The organism is Herpetosiphonaceae bacterium, from assembly GCA_036374795.1.
Lineage (GTDB): Bacteria > Chloroflexota > Chloroflexia > Chloroflexales > Kallotenuaceae > LB3-1.
Genome location: DASUTC010000267.1, coordinates 1 through 18196, shown reverse-complemented (window position 1 = coordinate 18196; position 18196 = coordinate 1). Strand labels below are relative to the sequence as shown.

Here is an 18196-nt window from a genome sequence, read left to right as displayed (position 1 = left end):
CAACCGCGCGAGAACGGTGAGCAGGGCTGGGATTGGCAGCCCTGCTCGTTTCCGCGCTACAGCTCAGGGAGCAGGCCCAGCGCCCGCAGCAGCCCAGCAGTATCCCAGACATTCAGGCCATGCGTTACTTTGCCGTCCTCGATCGTCAGCAGCGACACGCCCTGAACCCTGATTCGTCGGCCAGTCGGCGGGATGCGCATCAGCGTGCCGTGATGGGTGCCAGTCATCGTCCAAGAGAGCGCCGCCCGGCTGTCCTGAACGATCGCCTCGCCCGTGAAATGGAGATCGGGAAAGGCCCGGATGTAGCTTGTCAGCACACGGATGCGCCCTTGTGGCCCGTGCTGCGGCTGCCCCTGCCCTACATCCTCGCCCAGATAGTCAGGCGCGTAAAACGTCGCCACTCGCTCGACATCGTGGGAGTTCCACGCCGCGAGCAGATCAGCGACCAAGACCTCGATCGCGCGCTCCATAGTGTCCTCCTCGATCAGCGCATCCGATTCTGAGTTGACATGCAACATTTAGCGTAGCACTCCTGTCTGAACGATCGCCTGAGCGGTGATCATAAGGCCAGCGGTTGTGACGATCACGGCGCTGGCGATCGGCAGTGCGCGTAGTCCCAGGCTCAGCCGCTGCTGGCGGCTGCCATTCAGACGATCGATCCAGCGCTTGCCATATACAAACAGCATGCCGATGCCGGTCAATACGCCCGCCAACCCCAGGCTAAACATGACAATCAGCAGCAGGCCGAGGCCGATCCGGCCCAGCGAGATCGCGCTCAACATGACCACCAGCGCTGATGGACACGGAATCAATCCGCCGGAAACGCCGAGCGCCAGCAGGCTGCGCCAGGTGATGGACGATCCATCCGCGCCGGGGATTGCGTGCGTATGCGTGTGTCCACCGTGGGAGTGCGTCAGCTCATGGCGATGATCGTGATGATGGTCGGGCGCGTGGTGACGATGGTCGTGTGGATGGCTGTGATCCGAGGTATCAGCGCCCATGCGTCCCCTACGGAACGCCGCGATCCTTAGGCGCAGCAGGGTCAGGCCCAGCGCCACGACGAGGCAGCCGGAAAGGATGCCAAGCCAGGGGTAGAGCTGCTCCGGCAGAATGTAGCGCGAGGCGTAGAGCGTGATCAGGCCCAGCGCGAACACGCCGATCGTGTGGGTTGCGGTGACGGTGATGCCCAGAAAGAGCGCGTGACGAGCGGTGCCGCGCGATCCGATCAGGTAGGCGGCGACGATCGTTTTGCCGTGGCCGGGCGAAAGCGCGTGGATCGCGCCCAGGCCCAGAGCGGAGATCAGCGCTACCAGCAGCACCAGAGGACTCAGCTCCTCGGTTGTGATCAGCGCGGCGAAACGATCGGCTGGACGGCCCGCGATGACCGGCTGCGCGCTCATAGCGCCAGGGGCGGCAGCACTGCCCGGCGCGATCACTAGCCGAGCCGCCCGAATGTCGAGCGGGCTGGCGAGCATGTTTTCGGGATAGGCGCGGAGCTGGTTACTGACATCGACGGCTGGCGCGTCAGAGCGAACGAAGCTGGCTCCGGCTGCTGGCTGCGCGACGATCTCATGCCAGCCGAGTCGATCGGTGTAGTTGCGATCCTCGTACTCGATCGAGCGCTGTGAACCGGCTGTCAGTTCCGGCAGCCCGGCGACGAGGCGGATCGTGATGCGGGTTGTTGGGAGGCTACCCTGGCCCAGCGGGAAGTCGATCTGCTGCTCGACAGCCTGGAGTTTGAGCACGCGTCCATCGACGAGCAGCCGCAATCCATCGCGCAGCGCCGGAACGATCCGCTGAAGATAGGCGGTCCGTGCGTCGGCATCGGGTGGCGCTCCGCCAAACTCCTGGTAGGTAGGAATCTCGGCCATATCAACGATATAGGTTACGTCGATCTGCTCGGCTCCGACCGCCAGCCGACTGTACAGATTCACCGTAAAGTTGCCGAGCGGATGTGCCGCCGCCAATTGCGGACGCATGCTCAGAAGCGCGAACACGCCGATCGCGCCGAGCAGCCACAGGCGCAGGCGACGCGCTGATCTCTGGTGCAGCATTATGATCTCCCTTCGGCGGGAACATGGCCGCCCAAGGCTGTGAGCGTGGTCATGGCCCGATCGCTCCAGAGCAGCGAAAAGTGCGGGTTGAGATCCACGGCTCGTTGCAGATAATCCCGCGCCTGCTGGTTCTGTCCCAGCGCGTGGGCGATCATCCCGGCGTGAAAAAGCTTCAGCGGATCGTGCGTGCCGAGGCGCAGCGACTCGCTGGCGTAGTGCTGCGCCTCGGCGTAGCTGCCGGTGCTGTAGAGCGTCCAGGCCAGGCTATCGGCGGCGTGAATGCTGGGCCGGGCTGCATAGGCGGCGCGAGCTTTCGCCAGCGCGGTCGGTAGCTCGATGGTGTGATCGGCGAAGAAGAGCGCCAGCTCAAGATCGGTGTTGACGCCGCTCGCACTAAAGAGCCGATCGATCGCGAGAACCAGGTCGTACTGCCGCCGCGCCTGCTGCTGATCGCCCTGTTTGGCATACACATCGCCCAGTGCGATCAGATACTCCGGCAGCGGCATTCGCTGGGTCGCCACGTTGTACAGCTCGATCGCCTCGGCATAGCGGCCCTGGATGGCGCGAATCCGGGCCAGTCCGGCCTGGGCGTGGACGTAGGCGGGCAAGCGTGCCAGCGCCTGCTGATACTCTCGCTGGGCGGCGGTGAGATCGCCCTGGGCGAAGTACAGATTGCCAAGCTGTACGCGGACCCACTGGGTATTTTCAGCGGTCGGACCACCGGCATCGACCGCCTGCCGCATGGCCTCGATCGCGCCCGGCAGATCGCCGTACAATTCGCGGAGGTGCGAAACCCGGCTGTAGGAGCTGAGATCAGGCCGCAGATCGACCATCTGCTGAATCGTTTGAACTGCCGCTTCGTACTGACCCAGCTCGATCTGCGCGTCGCCGATCACGCCATAGATTCGCGGAACCGCCGGATTGAGCGACCGGGCATGCTGGCCTAGCGAGAGCGCCTCGCGAAAATCGTGACGAGCCAGCGCCAGCGTTCCCTTGCCGATCAGCGCCTCGACATGCCGGGGATCGCGCTTGAGCGCGGCGTTGAAGACCGACTCGGCCTTGCCGTAGTATCCAGGATCGCCGGTTTCGCGGACGCGCTGAAGATAGGCGTGACCGAGCAGCGCGTAGCTGTCGGGGTTGGCGGGCGCGCGGCGAATCCGGCTCTGCAAAGTCTGAATCTGGCTTTCTGTACGGCTGAGCGGCTGCCGTCCCGCCGCGTTGCCGAGGAGCGCTGCGGGTCCGAGCGGCTGTGCAAGCCGGAGCAGCGCCAGAGCGGCTGCCAGCGCCAGGAGCGCCAGCGCGACGAACGGAAGATTACGATCGAGATGGAAACTACGCATCGTTGTTTCTCCGCCTGAGATCATGAATCGCGCGGGCTGCGACGATTGTGAGCGAATCAGCGCAGCCCGCGCTCACAGCCGTTACTCGGCCTTCAGACTTGCTCCGATTGCGACATGATGCATGTGTTCATAGCCCTGGTGTGGTGTGCCAACGTAGGGGAAGGTCGCCAGGAATGACACATCATTCACATCGACGCCATCGCCGAGCGCGTTGTTCGGAGCGCGGTTGGGCAGCCCCAGCACAGCGTTCAGCACGGGGCCGTAGCCCTCGGCCAGCGCTCGTAGCTCGATGTCGGTCACGTCGTCGGCCAGGCGGCGGCCATTCGGGAAGCCAGCCAGATCGCCTTCGAGAACGCCCAGGCGGCTGGGATTGTCGCTCGGTGGAATGGCAAGGTTGAGTCGCAGCAGATCCGCCTTCTGGTTGCCGGTGAAGTTGAGATTTTCCACGCCTGGGATCTTGCCCGCCGGGATCTTGACGCCGGTGAGCAGGATCGCGACCAGATCATTGCGGTTGCTCTCGGCGGCGTTATCCAGCGCCGGATAGAGCAGATTTTCCAGCTTTGTCACCTCCGGGCTGGTGTAATACTGGAGGAACTGCTGATCCTGCTGCGGACGCTGGGCGTTCCAATAATCCTTGCGTCCGAGCGGGATCACAACCTCGTTGATCAGCGGGTTGCCAAGCCGCGAAACCTGGACATACGAGCCGCTGTTGCGAACCGTGCCATCGGAGCGCAGGACGCGGGTGCTCTGCCGCTTGGCGGTGGCGTGAACGCCGATCACCGCGCGCGGATCGTTGGGGCCGGTCGGTACCTTGCCGTCGCGGGTAAGCTCCGTGATCGGCACCTGGATCGCGATCGTGTGGACGTTGTAGCCGCCGACACCGTCAACGCCGTCGCTCGCAGGAAGCGGAATGATATGCGCCGGATTGAACGGACGGAGGCCAGCCAGATCGAAGATCGAGCCAAGATCCACAAAGAACGGATCGTCGCGCTGCCCGGCAAAGACCTTGTAGCCGCCCGGCAGGTCGCGCACAGCGGCGGCAGCCAGCGCCGGATAGTTGGGCGTGGAGCGCGGGCCGACGTTGACCGGCGGCACCGGCAGGTTTGATGCCAGGATGCGGGTGCTGCTGATGTCGCCGTTGTGGTAATCGATGCGCCGGACAAGATAGAACTGGCGAATATTCCAGTCCGGATCGTCCAGCGCGCTGATCGGGCCGGTGTTGTACAAAAACGTGTTCTTGTTGCGGGTTTCGGTGCGGAAGAGGAACTGGAAGGAGATTTCGCGCCGCGCATCCATGTCGTTGCTGATCTTGATCTCATACAACACGTCGTCGCCGAAGCTATTGAAGTTCGGCCCGCCCGCAGGCTCTTGCAGCGGGACGTAGTTGGCGATCAAGGTTGCGGTGTCGGGCCGGTCGGGGCTGACAAACGCATACACATCGGTGTTGTCAGCCTGCGGATCGTTGCTGATCAAGGGCGCTTCGCGGTGGCTGGATGCGCCCACGCGCTCGGTCAGCGCTCCCGTAGCGCCGATAACCAGCGCTACCACCACACATACGATACTAACGAGCTTACGCATAAGGCATACCCTTTTGCTGAACGTGGTTTACCGCCAGTGACGAGCTGATGGATAAGTTCGTGATCACCTCCTGGCCGAGCAGCGGCTGCCATGGTGGGCAGCACGACGATTCCGAGCTGACGGACGCGATCGGCGGGGCGGCAGCGGGCGGGTATGCCTGACTACGATGATCTGAAACGCGCGATCGGCGGGGTGGCATGAAACACAAACGACTGTCGCAATGACAGTCGTAGTGTGCAGCAGGCAACTGCTCGGCTTCCAGGTCAAAAGATGCTCATTTTTTGCTCAGCTTGGGGCGGCGTTCAGCTCGCGCTGCCAGAGTATCTCGATCACGCGAGCGACGCCGGTCTTGAGGTGACGGCGAAAGGTGCTGAACGGCAGATCCAGCAGCTCGGCGGCCTGCTCCTGGGTAGCGGCGGGGCGCAGGTACGTATGGTAGATCGCGCGATAGCACTTAGCGTCGCGCGGCGTAGCCTGAAGCAACTCGGCGGCGTCTTTGATCAGCGCTTGCAGCGCGGCGACACGAGCCGGAAGATCGGCCTGAGCGCCCGCCGCCTCGACGACCAGCCGCGATTTGAGCAGCGGATTATCGCTCAACAGCTCCGGTTGACTGACGTGGTGCAGCGCCTGACGAGCCGCTGCGGTAAACGCGGACTCGCTCAGCACGATCAGCGTGGGCGCGCTCTGCGGTCGTGGCAGTTGCGGCGTGGTCGCAAGCTCACGCTCAGCCAGCACCGCAAGCCAGGCCAGCGGCGGCACGATCCGCCAGTCGTGACCGTACACGCCGTAGCAGCGTCCATCGACGACAAAATCGGCCTCGTGCAGCCGTGTCAGGTCAATGTAGCTTAGCACGGGCTCCCAGAAATCAGGATCGGCACACGGGGTGAACGTCAGGGCCAGGCTCCGCGTCGTCAGGTAGTGCTGGGCGCTCAGCACGCCGAGCAAGCTCTGGATCGGCGAAACCGACTGGTAGCTGTCGCGGTCCATCCAGAATCGGAAGAGAGTCGCGGCCTCGCCGGGGCGCAGCGGCGCGCGCATCTGGATATAGTTCCAGATCGAGCGCGTCGCCGGATCGACCTCGCGCTCGTCGGGCGTGGTCTGGTGGAGCGCCAATCGCAGCGTGAAGCCTACCGGCTGCTGCTCGGCGTTGCGGATCACGATCAGGTTTTCGGGCTGGCGCTCAAACCAGAACTCGGCCAGTCGCGCCGAGTCGGAGCCTTCATGCCGGGCGACCATCTCGATCAGCGCGGGCCACTCCCGCGCATCGGCGGTTGTCGCGAACAGGCTGCTGTTTTCGCGCCACTCGAAGAACGGACGCAGCACCGGATTTTCGCGGTGTAAGAAGACATAATCGAACAAGAGTCGCTGCTGCTCATGCGCTCCCGCCTGCTGGAAGCTGTGGGCGTAGTAGGCGCGTGCGCGACGATGCAGCTCGGCATACCAGTCGGGATTACGCCAGCGCAGGTCGGCGGTCAGCGCCTCGCGGGCCAGATCGTGAGGGAAGATCCCCCGTCGTCCAGCCTCGATAAACGACAAGCCGCGTAGCCAATCGAACAGCTCATGAGCATCGGGCATGCCCAGCATCTCGGAGAGCAGCGTCTCGGTCATCAGATGCACGAGCGCGCAGGCTTCCAGCGCCGTGCGGTGAGCAGGCCCCGGCACTTTCTGGACGAAATGCTCCAGCAGCGTGTTGATCACATCGGGCGCTGCCTCCGGCTGAAAGCGAATATCGTGGCGCTGGGCGAAGACATCCGCGACGAGCGAGAGCGCCAGCGGATGGCCGTGTGTAAAGCTCAAGACCGCGTCGTGCTGATCCGTCGGGACGGCCCGCCGCATCAGGTAGCGCTGGCTCTCGTCGGGGCTGAGGTTCCGCAGCGGCAATACCCGGATCAGCGCCTGCCAGCCGGGATCGGCGCGCCAGTCCATCGACGGCGGGTTACGGTCAGCGATCACGATCAGCGCCTGCTCCGGCAGATTGGGCAGAACGTGATCGCGTAGCCAGGCGTCGAGCGGAGCCAGCTTCTCGTAGGTATCGATCATGATCACCTGGCGCTCCGGCTGGGCTGCCAGCACCTGAAGCGGCGACTCGGGCTGATCGAGACGCAGCGCGAGACGTAGCGCGTGCAGAAACGCATCCGGCGATGGATCTACGTTGCGTCCGTCGATCGAGATCACGAGAATACCGGCCTGCCGACACAGGCGATCGAACTGTTGGAGGAGCGTCGTCTTGCCCACGCCGCCGGGACCGTACACATGCAGAATACAAAACGGCAAGCTGTCGGCGGTCAGCACGTCGCGAAACAGGGCCAGCTCAGCGGCGCGGCCTACAAACCGATCGTGCCGGGCTGCACTCAGACGATCTGCCAAACGCCCGCCCATAGGCTCTTCCTCCTGAGTGCTATCGTTAAACAGGCTGGGTAGCGCATGGCGCCCGGGCTGATGCAGGCCGGAGGCGCAAGATATGTCGCAGGATGCCCGGCGGAGCGGCGCTCCACGTCGTGAGGATCTGATTGCTCCGGGGAGTGTCACTGCTTGTAGTGTACACCCGGCGTCAAGGACGAGGAGAACAAAGCGCCGAGCGCAGCGCAGGCCGGGGGTGTGGGGGACACCCCCACCATTTCCTCCCCCGCTCCTATGGCAATGGGAGAGGGGGCCGGGGGGTGAGGGCCTGAACCAAGAACAAGGGTTGAGCGGAGTCTGAGGCGGGCACGCTCACGCGCCCCGCCGTTTGCGACGCCGACCGCGCTGCTCTATAATCCCCGTGGCGATTAACGAGGGCGGGCAGATGGTATGAGGCGATACTGGCGGATCTACCGGGTGCTGCTGCGGCGCGAGATGAATCTGGTCATCGTGTATCGCGCGCAGATGATTATCTGGCTGCTGACGGGCGTGCTGCCGCTGATCATGCTTGCGGCGTGGCTGTCGCTGGGCGAGGGCGGGCCGGTCGGATCGTTCACGCCGACCGATTTTATCGCCTACTATCTGGCGGCGATCTTCGTGCGACAGTTAACCGGCGTGTGGATCGTGTGGGACATGGACTACCAGATTCGCCAGGGCGAGTTCTCGACAATGCTGCTGCGGCCCCTCGACCCGATCCACCACTGGGCGGCGCGGGGTCTGGGCAGCAAAGGCCTGCGCCTGGTGCTGCTGCTGCCGACGCTGGGCACCGCCGCGCTGCTGACAGGCGTGCGCTACGATCTCCATCCGTCGACGCTGCTGGCGTTCCTCGCGGCGATGTTCGGCGCGTGGCTGCTGAGCTTTCTGATCCAGTACATCAACGGGCTGCTGGCCTTCTGGATCACCCAGGCGGTCGCGGTCTTCGATCTGTGGTTTGGGCTGTGGACGATCCTCTCAGGCTATCTGATCCCGCTGGACCTGCTGCCTGCGGCGGTGGGACAGGCGGCCTACTGGCTGCCGTTCCGCTATCAGCTGGCGGTGCCGCTCGAAATTCTGATGGGACGGCTGCACGGCGTCGAGCTATGGCGCAGCCTGGGCCTGCAAGCGCTGTGGATTCTGGCGATGTATGCGCTCACGCGGCTGCTCTGGCGGCGCGGCATCAAGAAGTACAGCGCGGTCGGCGCGTAAGCGCCGTTGTTCTACCGATGAAGGATGCGATGTGTGAGTAAGCAAGAGAGCGGCGGATCGACGACCAGGCTCTTCAACCGCGTCGCGGCGATTGTAGTGCGCGACGGCTGCGTGCTGACCCACGAGGCGCTGGATCGGCAGGGCCAGCCGTACCAGGCGTTGCCCGGCGGGAAGCTGGAGCCCGACGAGACAGCGGTTGAATGTGTGAAGCGCGAGCTTGCCGAGGAGTTCGGCGCTGCGGTCGAGGTCGGCCAACTGCTGTACGTGGCGGAGGGATTTTTCATGCGGCGCGGACGACGCCAGCACGAGGTCGTGCTGTACTTCGCGGCGCGGCTGGTCGATCCTGCGGCAGAGGTGGCGAGTCGCGAGGCCAAGATCCAGGCGCGCTGGCTGCCGATCCAGGGTGGCCTGGGGCGGCTGCTGCCGCAGTGGCTACGCGAGGAGCTGCCGAGTCGTGCGGCGGCAGGCTGGGATGGCCCGACGCGCTATCTCGTCTCGTACGATCTGATCGAGTAGGCTGCGACCGGAGCATCGATGCTACGCTACCTGCGATTGCTTAAAATCTTCTACAAGGCCAGCCTGCTGACCGAGCTTGAGTACCGCGCCAACTTCGTGGTCCACGGCCTGTTCAGCATCGGCTGGACGGCCTGGGTCTGGTTTGGCCTGGCGGTCTTCTACCAGCATCGTCCGACGCTGGCGGGCTGGAGCTACCACGAGGCGCTGCTGGTGGTGGGCATGTTCCAGGTCTTCTCCGGGCTGATCGAGGCGCTGCTGCGGCCCAACATCCAGGCGATCATCGAGCATGTTCGCAAAGGCACACTCGATTTCGTGCTGCTCAAGCCGCTGGATAGCCAGTTCTTTGTGTCGACGCGCCAGATCGTGTTCTGGAAGCTGCTCGACATGCTGGTCGGCTTTGGGGTCGTAGGCTATGCCCTGCTGCAACTGGGAGTGCGGCCCGGCATCGGCGCGCTGGCGATGTTTGTGATCATGTTCGTGCTGGGCGCGGTGATGCTCTACTCGGTGTGGATCGCGCTGATCACCTCGGCGTTCTGGTTCGTGCGCGTCGATAACATCTCGGAGCTGATCTACTCGTTTTTCGAGGCAGGCCGCTTTCCGGTCAACGTCTTCCGGGGCGCTGTGCGCTTTGTGCTTACGTTTATCGTGCCGATCGCCTTTATGACGACGTTTCCGGCGGCGGTGCTGATCGACAAGCTCGACTGGCGCTACGTCTGGCTGGCCGGTCCGCTGGCGCTCGGCCTGTTCGGCCTGAGCGTCTGGTTCTGGCGCTTCGCGCTGCGCTTTTATACCAGCGCCAGCAGCTAGGGCGACGACAGGGCGGGCGGGGTAGAGAACAAGCGATCAGGGGATCAAGCGAACAAGCGAGCAAGAGAACCGCGGGCCGCGAAGTATGCCCCAATAGTTGCTTAGGCAGAATCGCAGGCACGCTTTCGTGAATACATTCTTTGATTCGGGATGAAGAAGGAACAAGGTATGCTGTATCGTCGCGATCCGCAGCGGGATCTGATCACCCCCGATGGCTCGCGGATCTCTGAGCTGTTGGGCCGCGTCTCGACCGGAGACGAGTCGATGAGTGTGGCGCGGATCGTGATGCCGCCGGGCGGCGGTCAGCCGCTGCGCCGTAACCGATTTCACGAGGTGCTGATCGTGGTCGCGGGTAGCTGCGAGGTGGATCTGCCCGACGGCACGGTGCGGCTCGGCCCCGACGATGTGCTGGAGCTGCCGCCGCTGACGCTGTATGCCGAGCGCGGCGGTCCCGGCGGCTGTACCGCCTGGGCGATCTGCCGTCCCGCCTTTAATCGCGAGCTGGTCGAATTTGCCGTATAATTTTGGCCGCTCCCCAGCCTGGTCAGCGTCGACCGATTCGGTACATGATGCGTATCAGCAGGCGTGCTACATGAAAGGTTTTAAGCTATGCAGATCCACTCTGCGCGGTTCTTTGTGTATGTTACGGATCTGGCGCATTCGTTCCACTTTTATAGCGAGGTGCTGGGGCTGCCGATCGTCGAGCGCGTGGTCGGCGGCGCGATCCTGAGCGCGGGCGCGGCGCAGGTCGAGCTGCTTCAAGACCGGCGCGACTCCGAGCCGGATCTCGATCGGCGCACGGGCCTGGTGATGGTCGTGGACGATGCGGATACGGCCTATGCCGCGCTGCAAGCCCAGGGCGTGACGATCGCCTCGGAGCTGACGACGACCAGCGATGGCGGGCGCATGTTCTATATCGTCGATCCCGACGGCTTGCCGATTGGCATTCGCTCGCAGCCAGCGCAGACGATCGCGCCGGGAGCCTGGGCGCGTGATGAGCGATAGGGTACGTTCAAAGTTTCGAGTTTCGAGCTTCGAGTTCCAGGTTCAAAGTTCAAGGTTTCTTGTTCTTTGTTCTTTGTTTCGTTCTTGGTCAGGCCCTCACCCCCGGCCTGACGGCGCAAGGAGCATCCTCATGTTTGACATCGAGCGAGTACGCACCAGTTGGCGGAACGAGTCAGCCGCGATCGATGCGGTCGTCCGGGCGATGAGCGCGGAGGCGGCGCGCCAGCCCGTGCGCGAAGATGGCTGGACCGCTCATGATCTGCTGGGACACATCGCCAGTTCGGCGTATTCATTTGTGCATTTTCTCAAGCCCGACGCGCCGCCGCCGCCTGATGGGCCGGTGGATATTCACGACATCAACGCGCAGCGGCTCCAGCGCAATCGCGACCGTCCGTGGGCGGAGGTGCTGGCGTACTGGCAGCATATCCGTGACGACGTAGCGGCGTTTCTGGAGGCGAGCACCAACGATCTGGGCACCCAGCCAATCAGGCTCCCGTGGGTGCCGAGCGCGCAGAATGCGGGCGATGTTCTGCGCGTGCTGATTCTCCACACCCGCTCGCATCGGGAAGAGCTCGTGCGCGGCACGGCCATGCCAGTTGAGGAGTAGCCTATGCTGATCGACGCGCATCTTGACCTGGCGTTCAATGCGCAGGCGCTCGGCGGCGATCTCCGGCTGCCGCTCGACCAACTGCGGGCCTCGGCGTATGGGCAGCGGGCAACATCACTGCGGGAAACGCCCACGGTATCACTGCCGACGCTGCGCGCGGTCGATGTGCGCATCGTCTTCGGCACGATCTTTGTGCAAGCGCCGCATACGTTCTTTAACTTGATCGGGCCGGTGTATCACACGCCCGACGAGGCCAACGAGCAGGGCTGGGCACAACTGCGCTACTACCACGATCTCGCCGCGCAGGGGCAGATCGCGCTGATCGGCGGGCGGGCCGAGCTGGACGCGGCGCTGAATGGCACGACGCCGCTGCCGGGCCTGGTGCCGCTGATGGAGGGTGCCGATCCGATCCGCGATCTGGCTGAGCTGGAAGACTGGCACGCGGCGGGGCTGCGGATCGTCGGGCCTGCGTGGAGCGCCACGCGCTATAGCGGCGGCACTGGCGCGCCCGGCCCGCTGACGCCCGCAGGCCGCGAGCTGATGAGCGGCCTTGAGCGCTACGGCATAGCGCTGGATACCAGCCATCTGAGCGAGGAGAGCTTCTGGGAGGCGCTCCGGCTCTACCAGGGGCCGCTGCTCGCATCGCACGCCAACTGTCGCGCGCTGGTGCCCACCGATCGGCAGTTGAGCGACGACATGATCCGGGCGATCGTGGAGCGCGACGGCGTGATCGGCATCGTGCCCGCGAGCATCTTCCTGGTTCCCGGCTGGAAGATCGACGACGGCAAAAACGTATCGCTGGAGATGGTCGTGCGCCACATCGAGCATATCTGCGCCATCGCTGGCGATACCGGCCACGTCGGGATCGGCTCCGACTTCGATGGCGGTCTTGGTGTCGAGTGGCTACCGGCGGGCATGGCGTCGATCGCCGATCTGCCGAAGATCGGCGAGGCGCTGCTGGCGGCGGGCTGGAGCCAGGAGGATGTGGATGGCGTGCTGTATGGCAACTGGCTGCGCTGGCTGCGCGCTGCCTTGCCCTGAGGAAGCACAAGCAGGCTTGCGCGGCGACGCTCATCCGCTGATCTGTATCGTCGGTGTATCGGTTGATTGTATCGCTTGAGCCTTCCGCTACGCAATCGACTCTGGTTTAATAGCAGTACTGGTTCGATACACCATCTATCAGGTTAAGAATGTGTGCTGCCTAGCCTGGTTAAGTGTAAAGAGCTGCTCCGAACAGATAGGCATTCTCGAACTCTCCCCTACGAGGATGCCTATCACTCTTTTAAGCATCCTCCCACCGCCATAACAGACGTGTTAAGCAACACGGCACCGAGCCTGATCGCTTGGTGCCGTTACGTGTGCTATCGCAAGCGCCCGGCTGCTACCAGCTAGTCCACTTGCCCTGGAAGAAGTTGGTGTACACGCCGCCGCCGTTGCCGAGATAGGTCAGCGCGGTCTGTTTCACGCCCTGGCCGCCGTAGGGGCGCCCGGCGGAGGTCTGAGCGTAGCGGTAGAAGACCTGATGCACGTGCGGATACGGATCGGCATAGCCCGACGATCCGGCCCACCCGATCAGCGTGGCGTCGGTGACGTACTGCCCTTTCGAGACGTTGATCGCGCTCATGTGCGCCGACAGGCTCCAAAACTTGCCGCTCGGCGTTTTGATCACGACCATCCTGCCGTAGTTCCACCAGTTGTCGGGGTCCCAGCCCGCGTAGGTGACGTAGCCTTCTTTGAACGGGTTGTATAGCCGATCGCCCCTGTTCAGGTAGTAGTCGATCGCGTAGTAGTCGTTGGTGTAGTAGTCATGGGTGCATTTGCCGAGGCCCCAGTTCCCATGGGTGTTGTCGCCCCAGAAGTTCGGCGTGCCCATCTTGCTCCAGCCTGGATTCTCGTGCGAGTTGGCGTCCCAACTGTGTGTCGTCTGAATAAAGAAGGTCGTCGGCTGTGCCCAGCACCCGTTCGAGAGCTGGTACTCGCCCTCCGTGATCCACGGATCGCCCTCTGCCGCCGCTGCCGCCTCGCGTTTCGGATCGGCCTCCGGCTGTGCCGGGCGCGGCCCGCCGTAGAGCGCCTCGTCCGAGCTAGCGTCCGCCAGATTGAGCGAGGCGACCGAGCGCGTCGGGCGGCTGAAGCGGAGGCTTGCCAGCAGCGCGTGCGCCTGCGCGTCCAGCTTCTCGCCGTAATAGTTGATCTGATAGACCCGCCCGTTGGCCGCGACATAGACGTTGATCGACACCTGGCCGCCCGGCACCGGCCCAAGCGCCACGCCGGTCAGACCCGCGCCCAGCGGCACGGTCCAGCGCTGCATCGGCACATCGGGATACTCGGCCTGCTTGGCCTGCACCACGGCGTCGAGCTGATCGGGCATGGTCTGCTCGTGCATGGCGACGCGCGCGACCGGCGAGCGGCCATGCCCATTGGCGGCATCGGCGGGCGCTGAGCGCAGGATGAAGCCGTAGGTCGGGAAGAGGTAGGGATCGTGGACGACGGACCAGCTCGCCGGGTAGCTCAGCGTGAGTCCGAGCACGGGATCGCTGAGCTGCTGCCGGTCCGGGCTGAGGGCGGCGGAGGTTACGGCGGGGGCCAGCGCAAGGCCGCTGAGGAGGGCGACGAGCAGAACGAGCAGCCGGGAGCGCGGCAGGCGGCGGGAGGCAGGAAGACGGGCGAAACCAGAAGCGCGACGAAGCATGGCGGACTCTCCTTTCGGCGGGTAGCCCCAGGCGGGGGGATGGGGCAGCGCGGCAGAGGATCGCAAGGCAGGCCCGGAGGGGTACACGGCTCGAAGGGCTGAGTCGTCGAGGCAAGCTGCTTTTCCAATATGGCTCAGTCTAGCCGATCGGGGTGATGATGTCAAAAAGGGTTAAAGCGAAAGGGCCTGAACAAAAGAACAAAGAAACAAAGGAACAAAGGCTTAATTTCCTTGTTCCCTTGTTCCCTTGTTCTCTTGTTTTCGCTTCTGCCCGTGTTCCCTTGTTCCCGGCTCCGCGACTCCTGACCCTCGACTGTTCCGCACTATTGCTGCTCGCCGCGTACCAGCGCGCGCGCGATAGCGTTGTGGCGCTCGATCAGCACCGGCAGATCCAGATCGAGCAGACGACCCTCCTGAACGCGCACCCGCCCATTGATCACGCTGAGATCGACCGTCGGCGGCTGGCAGAAGACGAGCGCCGCCAGCGGATCGTGGACCGCGCCGCCAGCGAATGCCAGCGTATCCAGCCGGTAGCCGATGAAGTCTGCCGCCATGCCCGGCGCGAGCACGCCGAGGTCGTCGCGTCCGAGCACGGCAGCGCCGCCGACCGTCGCCAGGCGCAGGGCGTCGAGCGCGCTGAGCGCCGCAGGATCGCCGGTGACGCGCTGAAGCAGGAGCGCCTGCCGCGCCTCGGCCAGCAGATGCGAGCTATCGTTGGAGGCCGAGCCGTCCACGCCCAGCCCGACGCGCGCGCCCGCCTGTTGCAGCGGGCGGATCGGCGCGATGCCTGAGGCCAGCCGCATATTCGAGCTTGGGCAGTGCGCAACGCCGGTGCGGCTGCTTCCCAGCCGCGCGATCTCGTCGGCAGCGGGGTGGACCATATGGGCGTGCCACACGTCCGATCCGATCCAGCCCAGGTCTTCGGCCAGCTCCACGGGCGTGCGACCAAACGCAGCCGCGCAGTAGTCGGCCTCGTCCAGCGTCTCGGCCAGATGCGTGTGCGAGTGGACGCTGTAGGCGCGGGCCAGCGCGATGCTCTCGCGCATCAGGTTGGGCGAAACCGAGAACGGCGAGCACGGCGCGAGCACGATCCGCAGCATCGCGTAGCGCTCAGGATCGTGATACGTCTCGATCACCCGGCGCGAGTCGTGCAGAATGGCGGCCTCATCCTCCACCACGCGGTCGGGCGGCAGGCCACCCTGCGCCTCTCCGACCGACATCGAGCCGCGCGCGGCATGAAAGCGAAAGCCCATCTCCGTCGCCGCCTGAATCTGGTCGTCGATGCGCGCGCCGTTGGGCCAGATATAGGTGTGATCGCTGGCCGTGGTACAGCCCGACAGCATCAGCTCGGCGATAGCGATCTTGGTGCTGACGGCGATTGCCTCAGGCGTCATGCCCGCCCAGATCGGATAGAGCGTGCGCAGCCAGTTGAAGAGATTGGCATTTTGCGCCGCCGGAACGTTGCGCGTGAGCGTCTGGTAAAAATGATGGTGCGTGTTGACCAGGCCCGGCAGCACGATCATGCTGCGCGCGTCGATGATCCGATCGGCCTGCTGCGGCAACTGATCGGTGGGACCGACCTGCCGGATCACGTTGTCGACGACATAGATGCCGCCGTCGGCCCAGCGCGTATCGGCGGCGTCCAGCGTCACGAGCAGGGCGGCATGCTTAAGCAGAAGTGAGGCCATGTGGGATGCTCCCCTGGTTGCCAGGTATGCTAAACTGATCGGCGCAACTATACTCGCGCGGCCTGACAGCGTCAATCGGCCACGCTCAGCGGTTGATCGCCCGCGCCATCAGGAGTAGCTATGCCCGGAACGCGGCTCACAGTGCCGGAGCTCAACGCGCTCGATCACGAGCCGTTTGTCGCAGCGCTCGATTTTGTCTTTGAGGGGCCGCCCTGGATCGTCGCCGAAGCCTGGCACGCTCGTCCATTCCGCGATCTCGCGCACATGCATCAGGCGCTCTGCCAGGTGATGGAAAGCGCGCCGACGGAGCAAAAGATCGCGCTGATCCGCTCGCATCCCGATCTGGTCGGCAGGGCGGCGCTGGCAGGCACGCTCACGCCCGAGTCGACCGGCGAGCAGGCGGCGGCGGGGCTGGACCGGCTGACGCCAGACGAGATCGCCACGTTCAACCGGCTGAATCAGACCTACCGCGAGCGGTTCGGCTTTCCATTCGTGATCTGTGCCCGCGAGAACAAGAAAGCGAGCATCCTGGCAGGCTTCGACGAGCGGCTTCAGCATACCCGCGAGCAGGAGATCGAGGCGGCGCTGCGCGAGATCGCCAGGATCGCTTATCTGCGGCTGCGCGATGCCGTCGCCGACTGAACCGGGCAAAACGCACAGGCTTTCATCGTCGCAAAGGAGCAGACTGTGGGTACTCAGATTAGCTATGGCAAGGCGGATATACGCCTCTACCGCACCTACGCCCGGCCTCTGACCGGGCTGGCCGTGATTCCCGAATCGCCGTACGCGGGCAGGCCCAACACGCTCTTCGCGGTGAACGTCGAGGTCGAAGTCTTTGGCGATAATTTCCTCCCAGCCTACACCCAGGGCGATAACTCCAACGTGGTCGCGACCGATACGATGAAGAACTTTGTGCTGAGGCAGGCGCTAGCGTTCGACGGCGCGACGCTTGAGGGCTGGCTTGAGTTTCTGGGGCGGCAATTCCTGACGACCTATCCCGTGATGCAATCGCTGCGGGTGTCTGGCCGGGAGCAGCCCTTTGTCGCGGCGCGCGTGCCCGCCGACGACGCCCAGGGCTTCGCCGACAGCGGCGTGCTCTTCAGCCGCTCCCACGACGACGCGGCGGTCGCGGCGATCGATCTGGAGCGCCGGGGCGATGAGATCGTTGTCACCAGCCACGAGTGCGGTCGCGTGGGCATGCAGTTGATCAAGCTGACCGGCAGCGCGTTTGCCAGCTTCGCCCGCGACTCGTACACGACGCTGCCGGAAGTGACCGACCGACCGCTGTTTATCTATCTCGACGTGTTCTGGAAGTACGCCGACGCCGCGCAGATGCTCGCCGCCGACCACGCGGGCTACATTGCCGCCGAGCAGGTCCGCGATGTCGTGCAGGCGGTCTTTCACCAGTTCGTCAGCATGTCGATCCAGCATCTCGTACATGAGATCGGCGTGCGGCTGCTGGAGCGCTTCCCGCAGATGGCGGAGGTTTCGTTCGCGGCGCAGAACCGGCTGTGGGATACCGCGTTCGTCGCTGAGGACGATCCCAGGCTCAAGGTCTACACCGATCCGCGACCGCCCTACGGCTCGATCCGGCTGAAGCTGACGCGCGATGCGTAGCGGGGGAGACTATGGCAGGTCGTCTTACCACGCATGTCCTCGACACCGCCCAGGGCCGTCCGGCGGCACATCTGGCGATCGAGCTGTGGCGGCTTGATCCAGACAGCGCCGAGCGGACGCTGCTGAAGACCGTCCGCACCAACGCCGATGGACGCACGGACGGGCCGCTGCTAACGGGCGATGAGCTGGCGGTCGGCGTCTATGAGCTGGTCTTTGCCGTGGGCGAGTATTTCGCCGCGCAGCCGGTGACGGCGACCGCGCCGCCGTTTCTGGATCGCGTCCCGGTGCGCTTTGGCATCGCCGATCCGCAGGCCCACTACCACGTGCCGCTGCTGGCGTCGCCCTGGTCTTACAGCACGTATCGAGGGAGCTAAGCCATGAGTGAGCTTGAGAGCGCCCGCCGCGTCATGGCGCGCATCGACGCGCTGGCGGCGTTTAGCGAAGAGGCCGATCGGCTGACGCGGCGCTACGGATCGTCGGCGCTACGACAGGCGCGCGATGCGGTCGCGGCGTGGATGGAGGCCGCCGGGATGACCACGCGGCGCGACAATATCGGCAATCTGATCGGGCGGTACGAGGCCGCTCAGCCCGGAGCCAAGACGTTGTTGCTCGGCTCGCATCTCGACTCGGTGCGCGATGCCGGGAAGTACGACGGGCCGCTCGGCGTGATGATCGCGCTGGCGGCGGTCGAGCGGCTGCACCGTCGC

18 protein-coding genes are annotated in these 18196 nt (G+C 64.5%); 11 read left to right on the top strand and 7 right to left on the bottom strand.

Annotation, left to right across the window (positions count from 1 at the left end):
* Positions 1 to 56 precede the first annotated feature (56 nt).
* From VFZ66_20420 to VFZ66_20400, 5 genes are all read right to left on the bottom strand, one after another.
* Positions 57 to 518: an ester cyclase gene (locus tag VFZ66_20420; GenBank protein ID HEX6291560.1), complete on the bottom strand. Its 462-nt coding sequence runs from the start codon at positions 516 to 518 to the stop codon at positions 57 to 59.
* Positions 519 to 2054 (bottom strand): sulfite exporter TauE/SafE family protein, encoded by a 1536-nt coding sequence (locus tag VFZ66_20415; protein HEX6291559.1) that lies wholly within the window; start codon positions 2052 to 2054, stop codon positions 519 to 521.
* Positions 2054 to 3394 (bottom strand): tetratricopeptide repeat protein, encoded by a 1341-nt coding sequence (locus VFZ66_20410; GenBank protein ID HEX6291558.1) that lies wholly within the window; start codon positions 3392 to 3394, stop codon positions 2054 to 2056. The genes VFZ66_20415 and VFZ66_20410 overlap by 1 nt, the downstream gene beginning before the upstream one ends.
* A gap of 81 nt (positions 3395 to 3475) precedes the next feature.
* Positions 3476 to 4972, bottom strand: a complete 1497-nt coding sequence (locus tag VFZ66_20405) for a DUF4331 domain-containing protein (protein HEX6291557.1) — start codon at positions 4970 to 4972, stop codon at positions 3476 to 3478.
* 285 nt (positions 4973 to 5257) lie between these two features.
* Positions 5258 to 7351, bottom strand: a complete 2094-nt coding sequence (locus VFZ66_20400; GenBank protein HEX6291556.1) for an AAA family ATPase — start codon at positions 7349 to 7351, stop codon at positions 5258 to 5260.
* A 411-nt stretch (positions 7352 to 7762) separates the two neighbouring features.
* Between VFZ66_20400 and VFZ66_20395 the strand changes: the two genes are divergently transcribed.
* The 7 genes from VFZ66_20395 to VFZ66_20365 all read left to right on the top strand — a co-directional run bounded on the left by VFZ66_20395 (position 7763) and on the right by VFZ66_20365 (position 12533).
* Complete coding sequence (locus VFZ66_20395) at positions 7763 to 8557, top strand: ABC-2 family transporter protein (protein HEX6291555.1); 795 nt, start codon at positions 7763 to 7765, stop codon at positions 8555 to 8557.
* A 33-nt stretch (positions 8558 to 8590) separates the two neighbouring features.
* A complete protein-coding gene (locus tag VFZ66_20390; protein HEX6291554.1) occupies positions 8591 to 9073 on the top strand; it encodes an NUDIX domain-containing protein in 483 nt (160 codons plus the stop codon).
* 18 nt (positions 9074 to 9091) lie between these two features.
* Complete coding sequence (locus VFZ66_20385; protein HEX6291553.1) at positions 9092 to 9880, top strand: ABC-2 family transporter protein; 789 nt, start codon at positions 9092 to 9094, stop codon at positions 9878 to 9880.
* Positions 9881 to 10048: 168 nt separating this feature from the next.
* Positions 10049 to 10402, top strand: a complete 354-nt coding sequence (locus tag VFZ66_20380) for a hypothetical protein (protein HEX6291552.1) — start codon at positions 10049 to 10051, stop codon at positions 10400 to 10402.
* Positions 10403 to 10489: 87 nt separating this feature from the next.
* Positions 10490 to 10885, top strand: a complete 396-nt coding sequence (locus VFZ66_20375; GenBank protein ID HEX6291551.1) for a VOC family protein — start codon at positions 10490 to 10492, stop codon at positions 10883 to 10885.
* A gap of 130 nt (positions 10886 to 11015) precedes the next feature.
* Entirely contained in the window at positions 11016 to 11492 is a 477-nt protein-coding gene (locus tag VFZ66_20370; protein HEX6291550.1) for a DinB family protein, read from the top strand.
* A 3-nt stretch (positions 11493 to 11495) separates the two neighbouring features.
* Positions 11496 to 12533 carry a membrane dipeptidase gene (locus VFZ66_20365; protein HEX6291549.1) on the top strand — a complete coding sequence of 346 codons (1038 nt, stop codon included), beginning with the start codon at positions 11496 to 11498 and terminating at the stop codon, positions 12531 to 12533.
* A gap of 340 nt (positions 12534 to 12873) precedes the next feature.
* Here the strand turns inward: VFZ66_20365 and VFZ66_20360 are convergent, their stop codons facing one another.
* Together VFZ66_20360 and VFZ66_20355 are read right to left on the bottom strand one after the other, a co-directional pair.
* Positions 12874 to 14184, bottom strand: coding sequence for a M23 family metallopeptidase (locus VFZ66_20360; GenBank protein ID HEX6291548.1), 1311 nt, complete (start codon positions 14182 to 14184; stop codon positions 12874 to 12876).
* 323 nt (positions 14185 to 14507) lie between these two features.
* The gene (locus VFZ66_20355; GenBank protein ID HEX6291547.1) at positions 14508 to 15872 is read right to left on the bottom strand and encodes an 8-oxoguanine deaminase; all 1365 of its coding nucleotides are present in this window, start codon (positions 15870 to 15872) and stop codon (positions 14508 to 14510) included.
* A 120-nt stretch (positions 15873 to 15992) separates the two neighbouring features.
* Between VFZ66_20355 and uraD the strand changes: the two genes are divergently transcribed.
* The 4 genes from uraD to VFZ66_20335 all read left to right on the top strand — a co-directional run.
* Positions 15993 to 16514, top strand: a complete 522-nt coding sequence (uraD, locus tag VFZ66_20350; GenBank protein ID HEX6291546.1) for a 2-oxo-4-hydroxy-4-carboxy-5-ureidoimidazoline decarboxylase — start codon at positions 15993 to 15995, stop codon at positions 16512 to 16514.
* Positions 16515 to 16559: 45 nt separating this feature from the next.
* Positions 16560 to 17489 (top strand): urate oxidase, encoded by a 930-nt coding sequence (pucL, locus tag VFZ66_20345; GenBank protein HEX6291545.1) that lies wholly within the window; start codon positions 16560 to 16562, stop codon positions 17487 to 17489.
* Positions 17490 to 17500: 11 nt separating this feature from the next.
* Positions 17501 to 17863 carry a hydroxyisourate hydrolase gene (gene uraH, locus VFZ66_20340; protein ID HEX6291544.1) on the top strand — a complete coding sequence of 121 codons (363 nt, stop codon included), beginning with the start codon at positions 17501 to 17503 and terminating at the stop codon, positions 17861 to 17863.
* A 3-nt stretch (positions 17864 to 17866) separates the two neighbouring features.
* A partial coding sequence (locus VFZ66_20335) for a hypothetical protein (protein ID HEX6291543.1) occupies positions 17867 to 18196 on the top strand: 330 nt, incomplete at its 3' end.

Excerpts from the sequence above, each read along its gene's own strand:
- VFZ66_20375 (HEX6291551.1), top strand. The coding sequence starts at position 10,490 with ATGCAGATCCACTCTGCGCGGTTCTTTGTGTATGTTACGGATCTGGCG.
- VFZ66_20395 (HEX6291555.1), top strand. The coding sequence starts at position 7,763 with ATGAGGCGATACTGGCGGATCTACCGGGTGCTGCTGCGGCGCGAGATG.
- VFZ66_20420 (HEX6291560.1), bottom strand. The coding sequence starts at position 518 with ATGTTGCATGTCAACTCAGAATCGGATGCGCTGATCGAGGAGGACACT.
- uraH (HEX6291544.1), top strand. The coding sequence starts at position 17,501 with ATGGCAGGTCGTCTTACCACGCATGTCCTCGACACCGCCCAGGGCCGT.
- VFZ66_20385 (HEX6291553.1), top strand. The coding sequence starts at position 9,092 with ATGCTACGCTACCTGCGATTGCTTAAAATCTTCTACAAGGCCAGCCTG.
- uraD (HEX6291546.1), top strand. The coding sequence starts at position 15,993 with ATGCCCGGAACGCGGCTCACAGTGCCGGAGCTCAACGCGCTCGATCAC.
- VFZ66_20365 (HEX6291549.1), top strand. The coding sequence starts at position 11,496 with ATGCTGATCGACGCGCATCTTGACCTGGCGTTCAATGCGCAGGCGCTC.
- VFZ66_20370 (HEX6291550.1), top strand. The coding sequence starts at position 11,016 with ATGTTTGACATCGAGCGAGTACGCACCAGTTGGCGGAACGAGTCAGCC.
- VFZ66_20405 (HEX6291557.1), bottom strand. The coding sequence starts at position 4,972 with ATGCGTAAGCTCGTTAGTATCGTATGTGTGGTGGTAGCGCTGGTTATC.
- VFZ66_20400 (HEX6291556.1), bottom strand. The coding sequence starts at position 7,351 with ATGGGCGGGCGTTTGGCAGATCGTCTGAGTGCAGCCCGGCACGATCGG.
- VFZ66_20355 (HEX6291547.1), bottom strand. The coding sequence starts at position 15,872 with ATGGCCTCACTTCTGCTTAAGCATGCCGCCCTGCTCGTGACGCTGGAC.
- VFZ66_20360 (HEX6291548.1), bottom strand. The coding sequence starts at position 14,184 with ATGCTTCGTCGCGCTTCTGGTTTCGCCCGTCTTCCTGCCTCCCGCCGC.
- VFZ66_20380 (HEX6291552.1), top strand. The coding sequence starts at position 10,049 with ATGCTGTATCGTCGCGATCCGCAGCGGGATCTGATCACCCCCGATGGC.
- VFZ66_20410 (HEX6291558.1), bottom strand. The coding sequence starts at position 3,394 with ATGCGTAGTTTCCATCTCGATCGTAATCTTCCGTTCGTCGCGCTGGCG.
- VFZ66_20415 (HEX6291559.1), bottom strand. The coding sequence starts at position 2,054 with ATGCTGCACCAGAGATCAGCGCGTCGCCTGCGCCTGTGGCTGCTCGGC.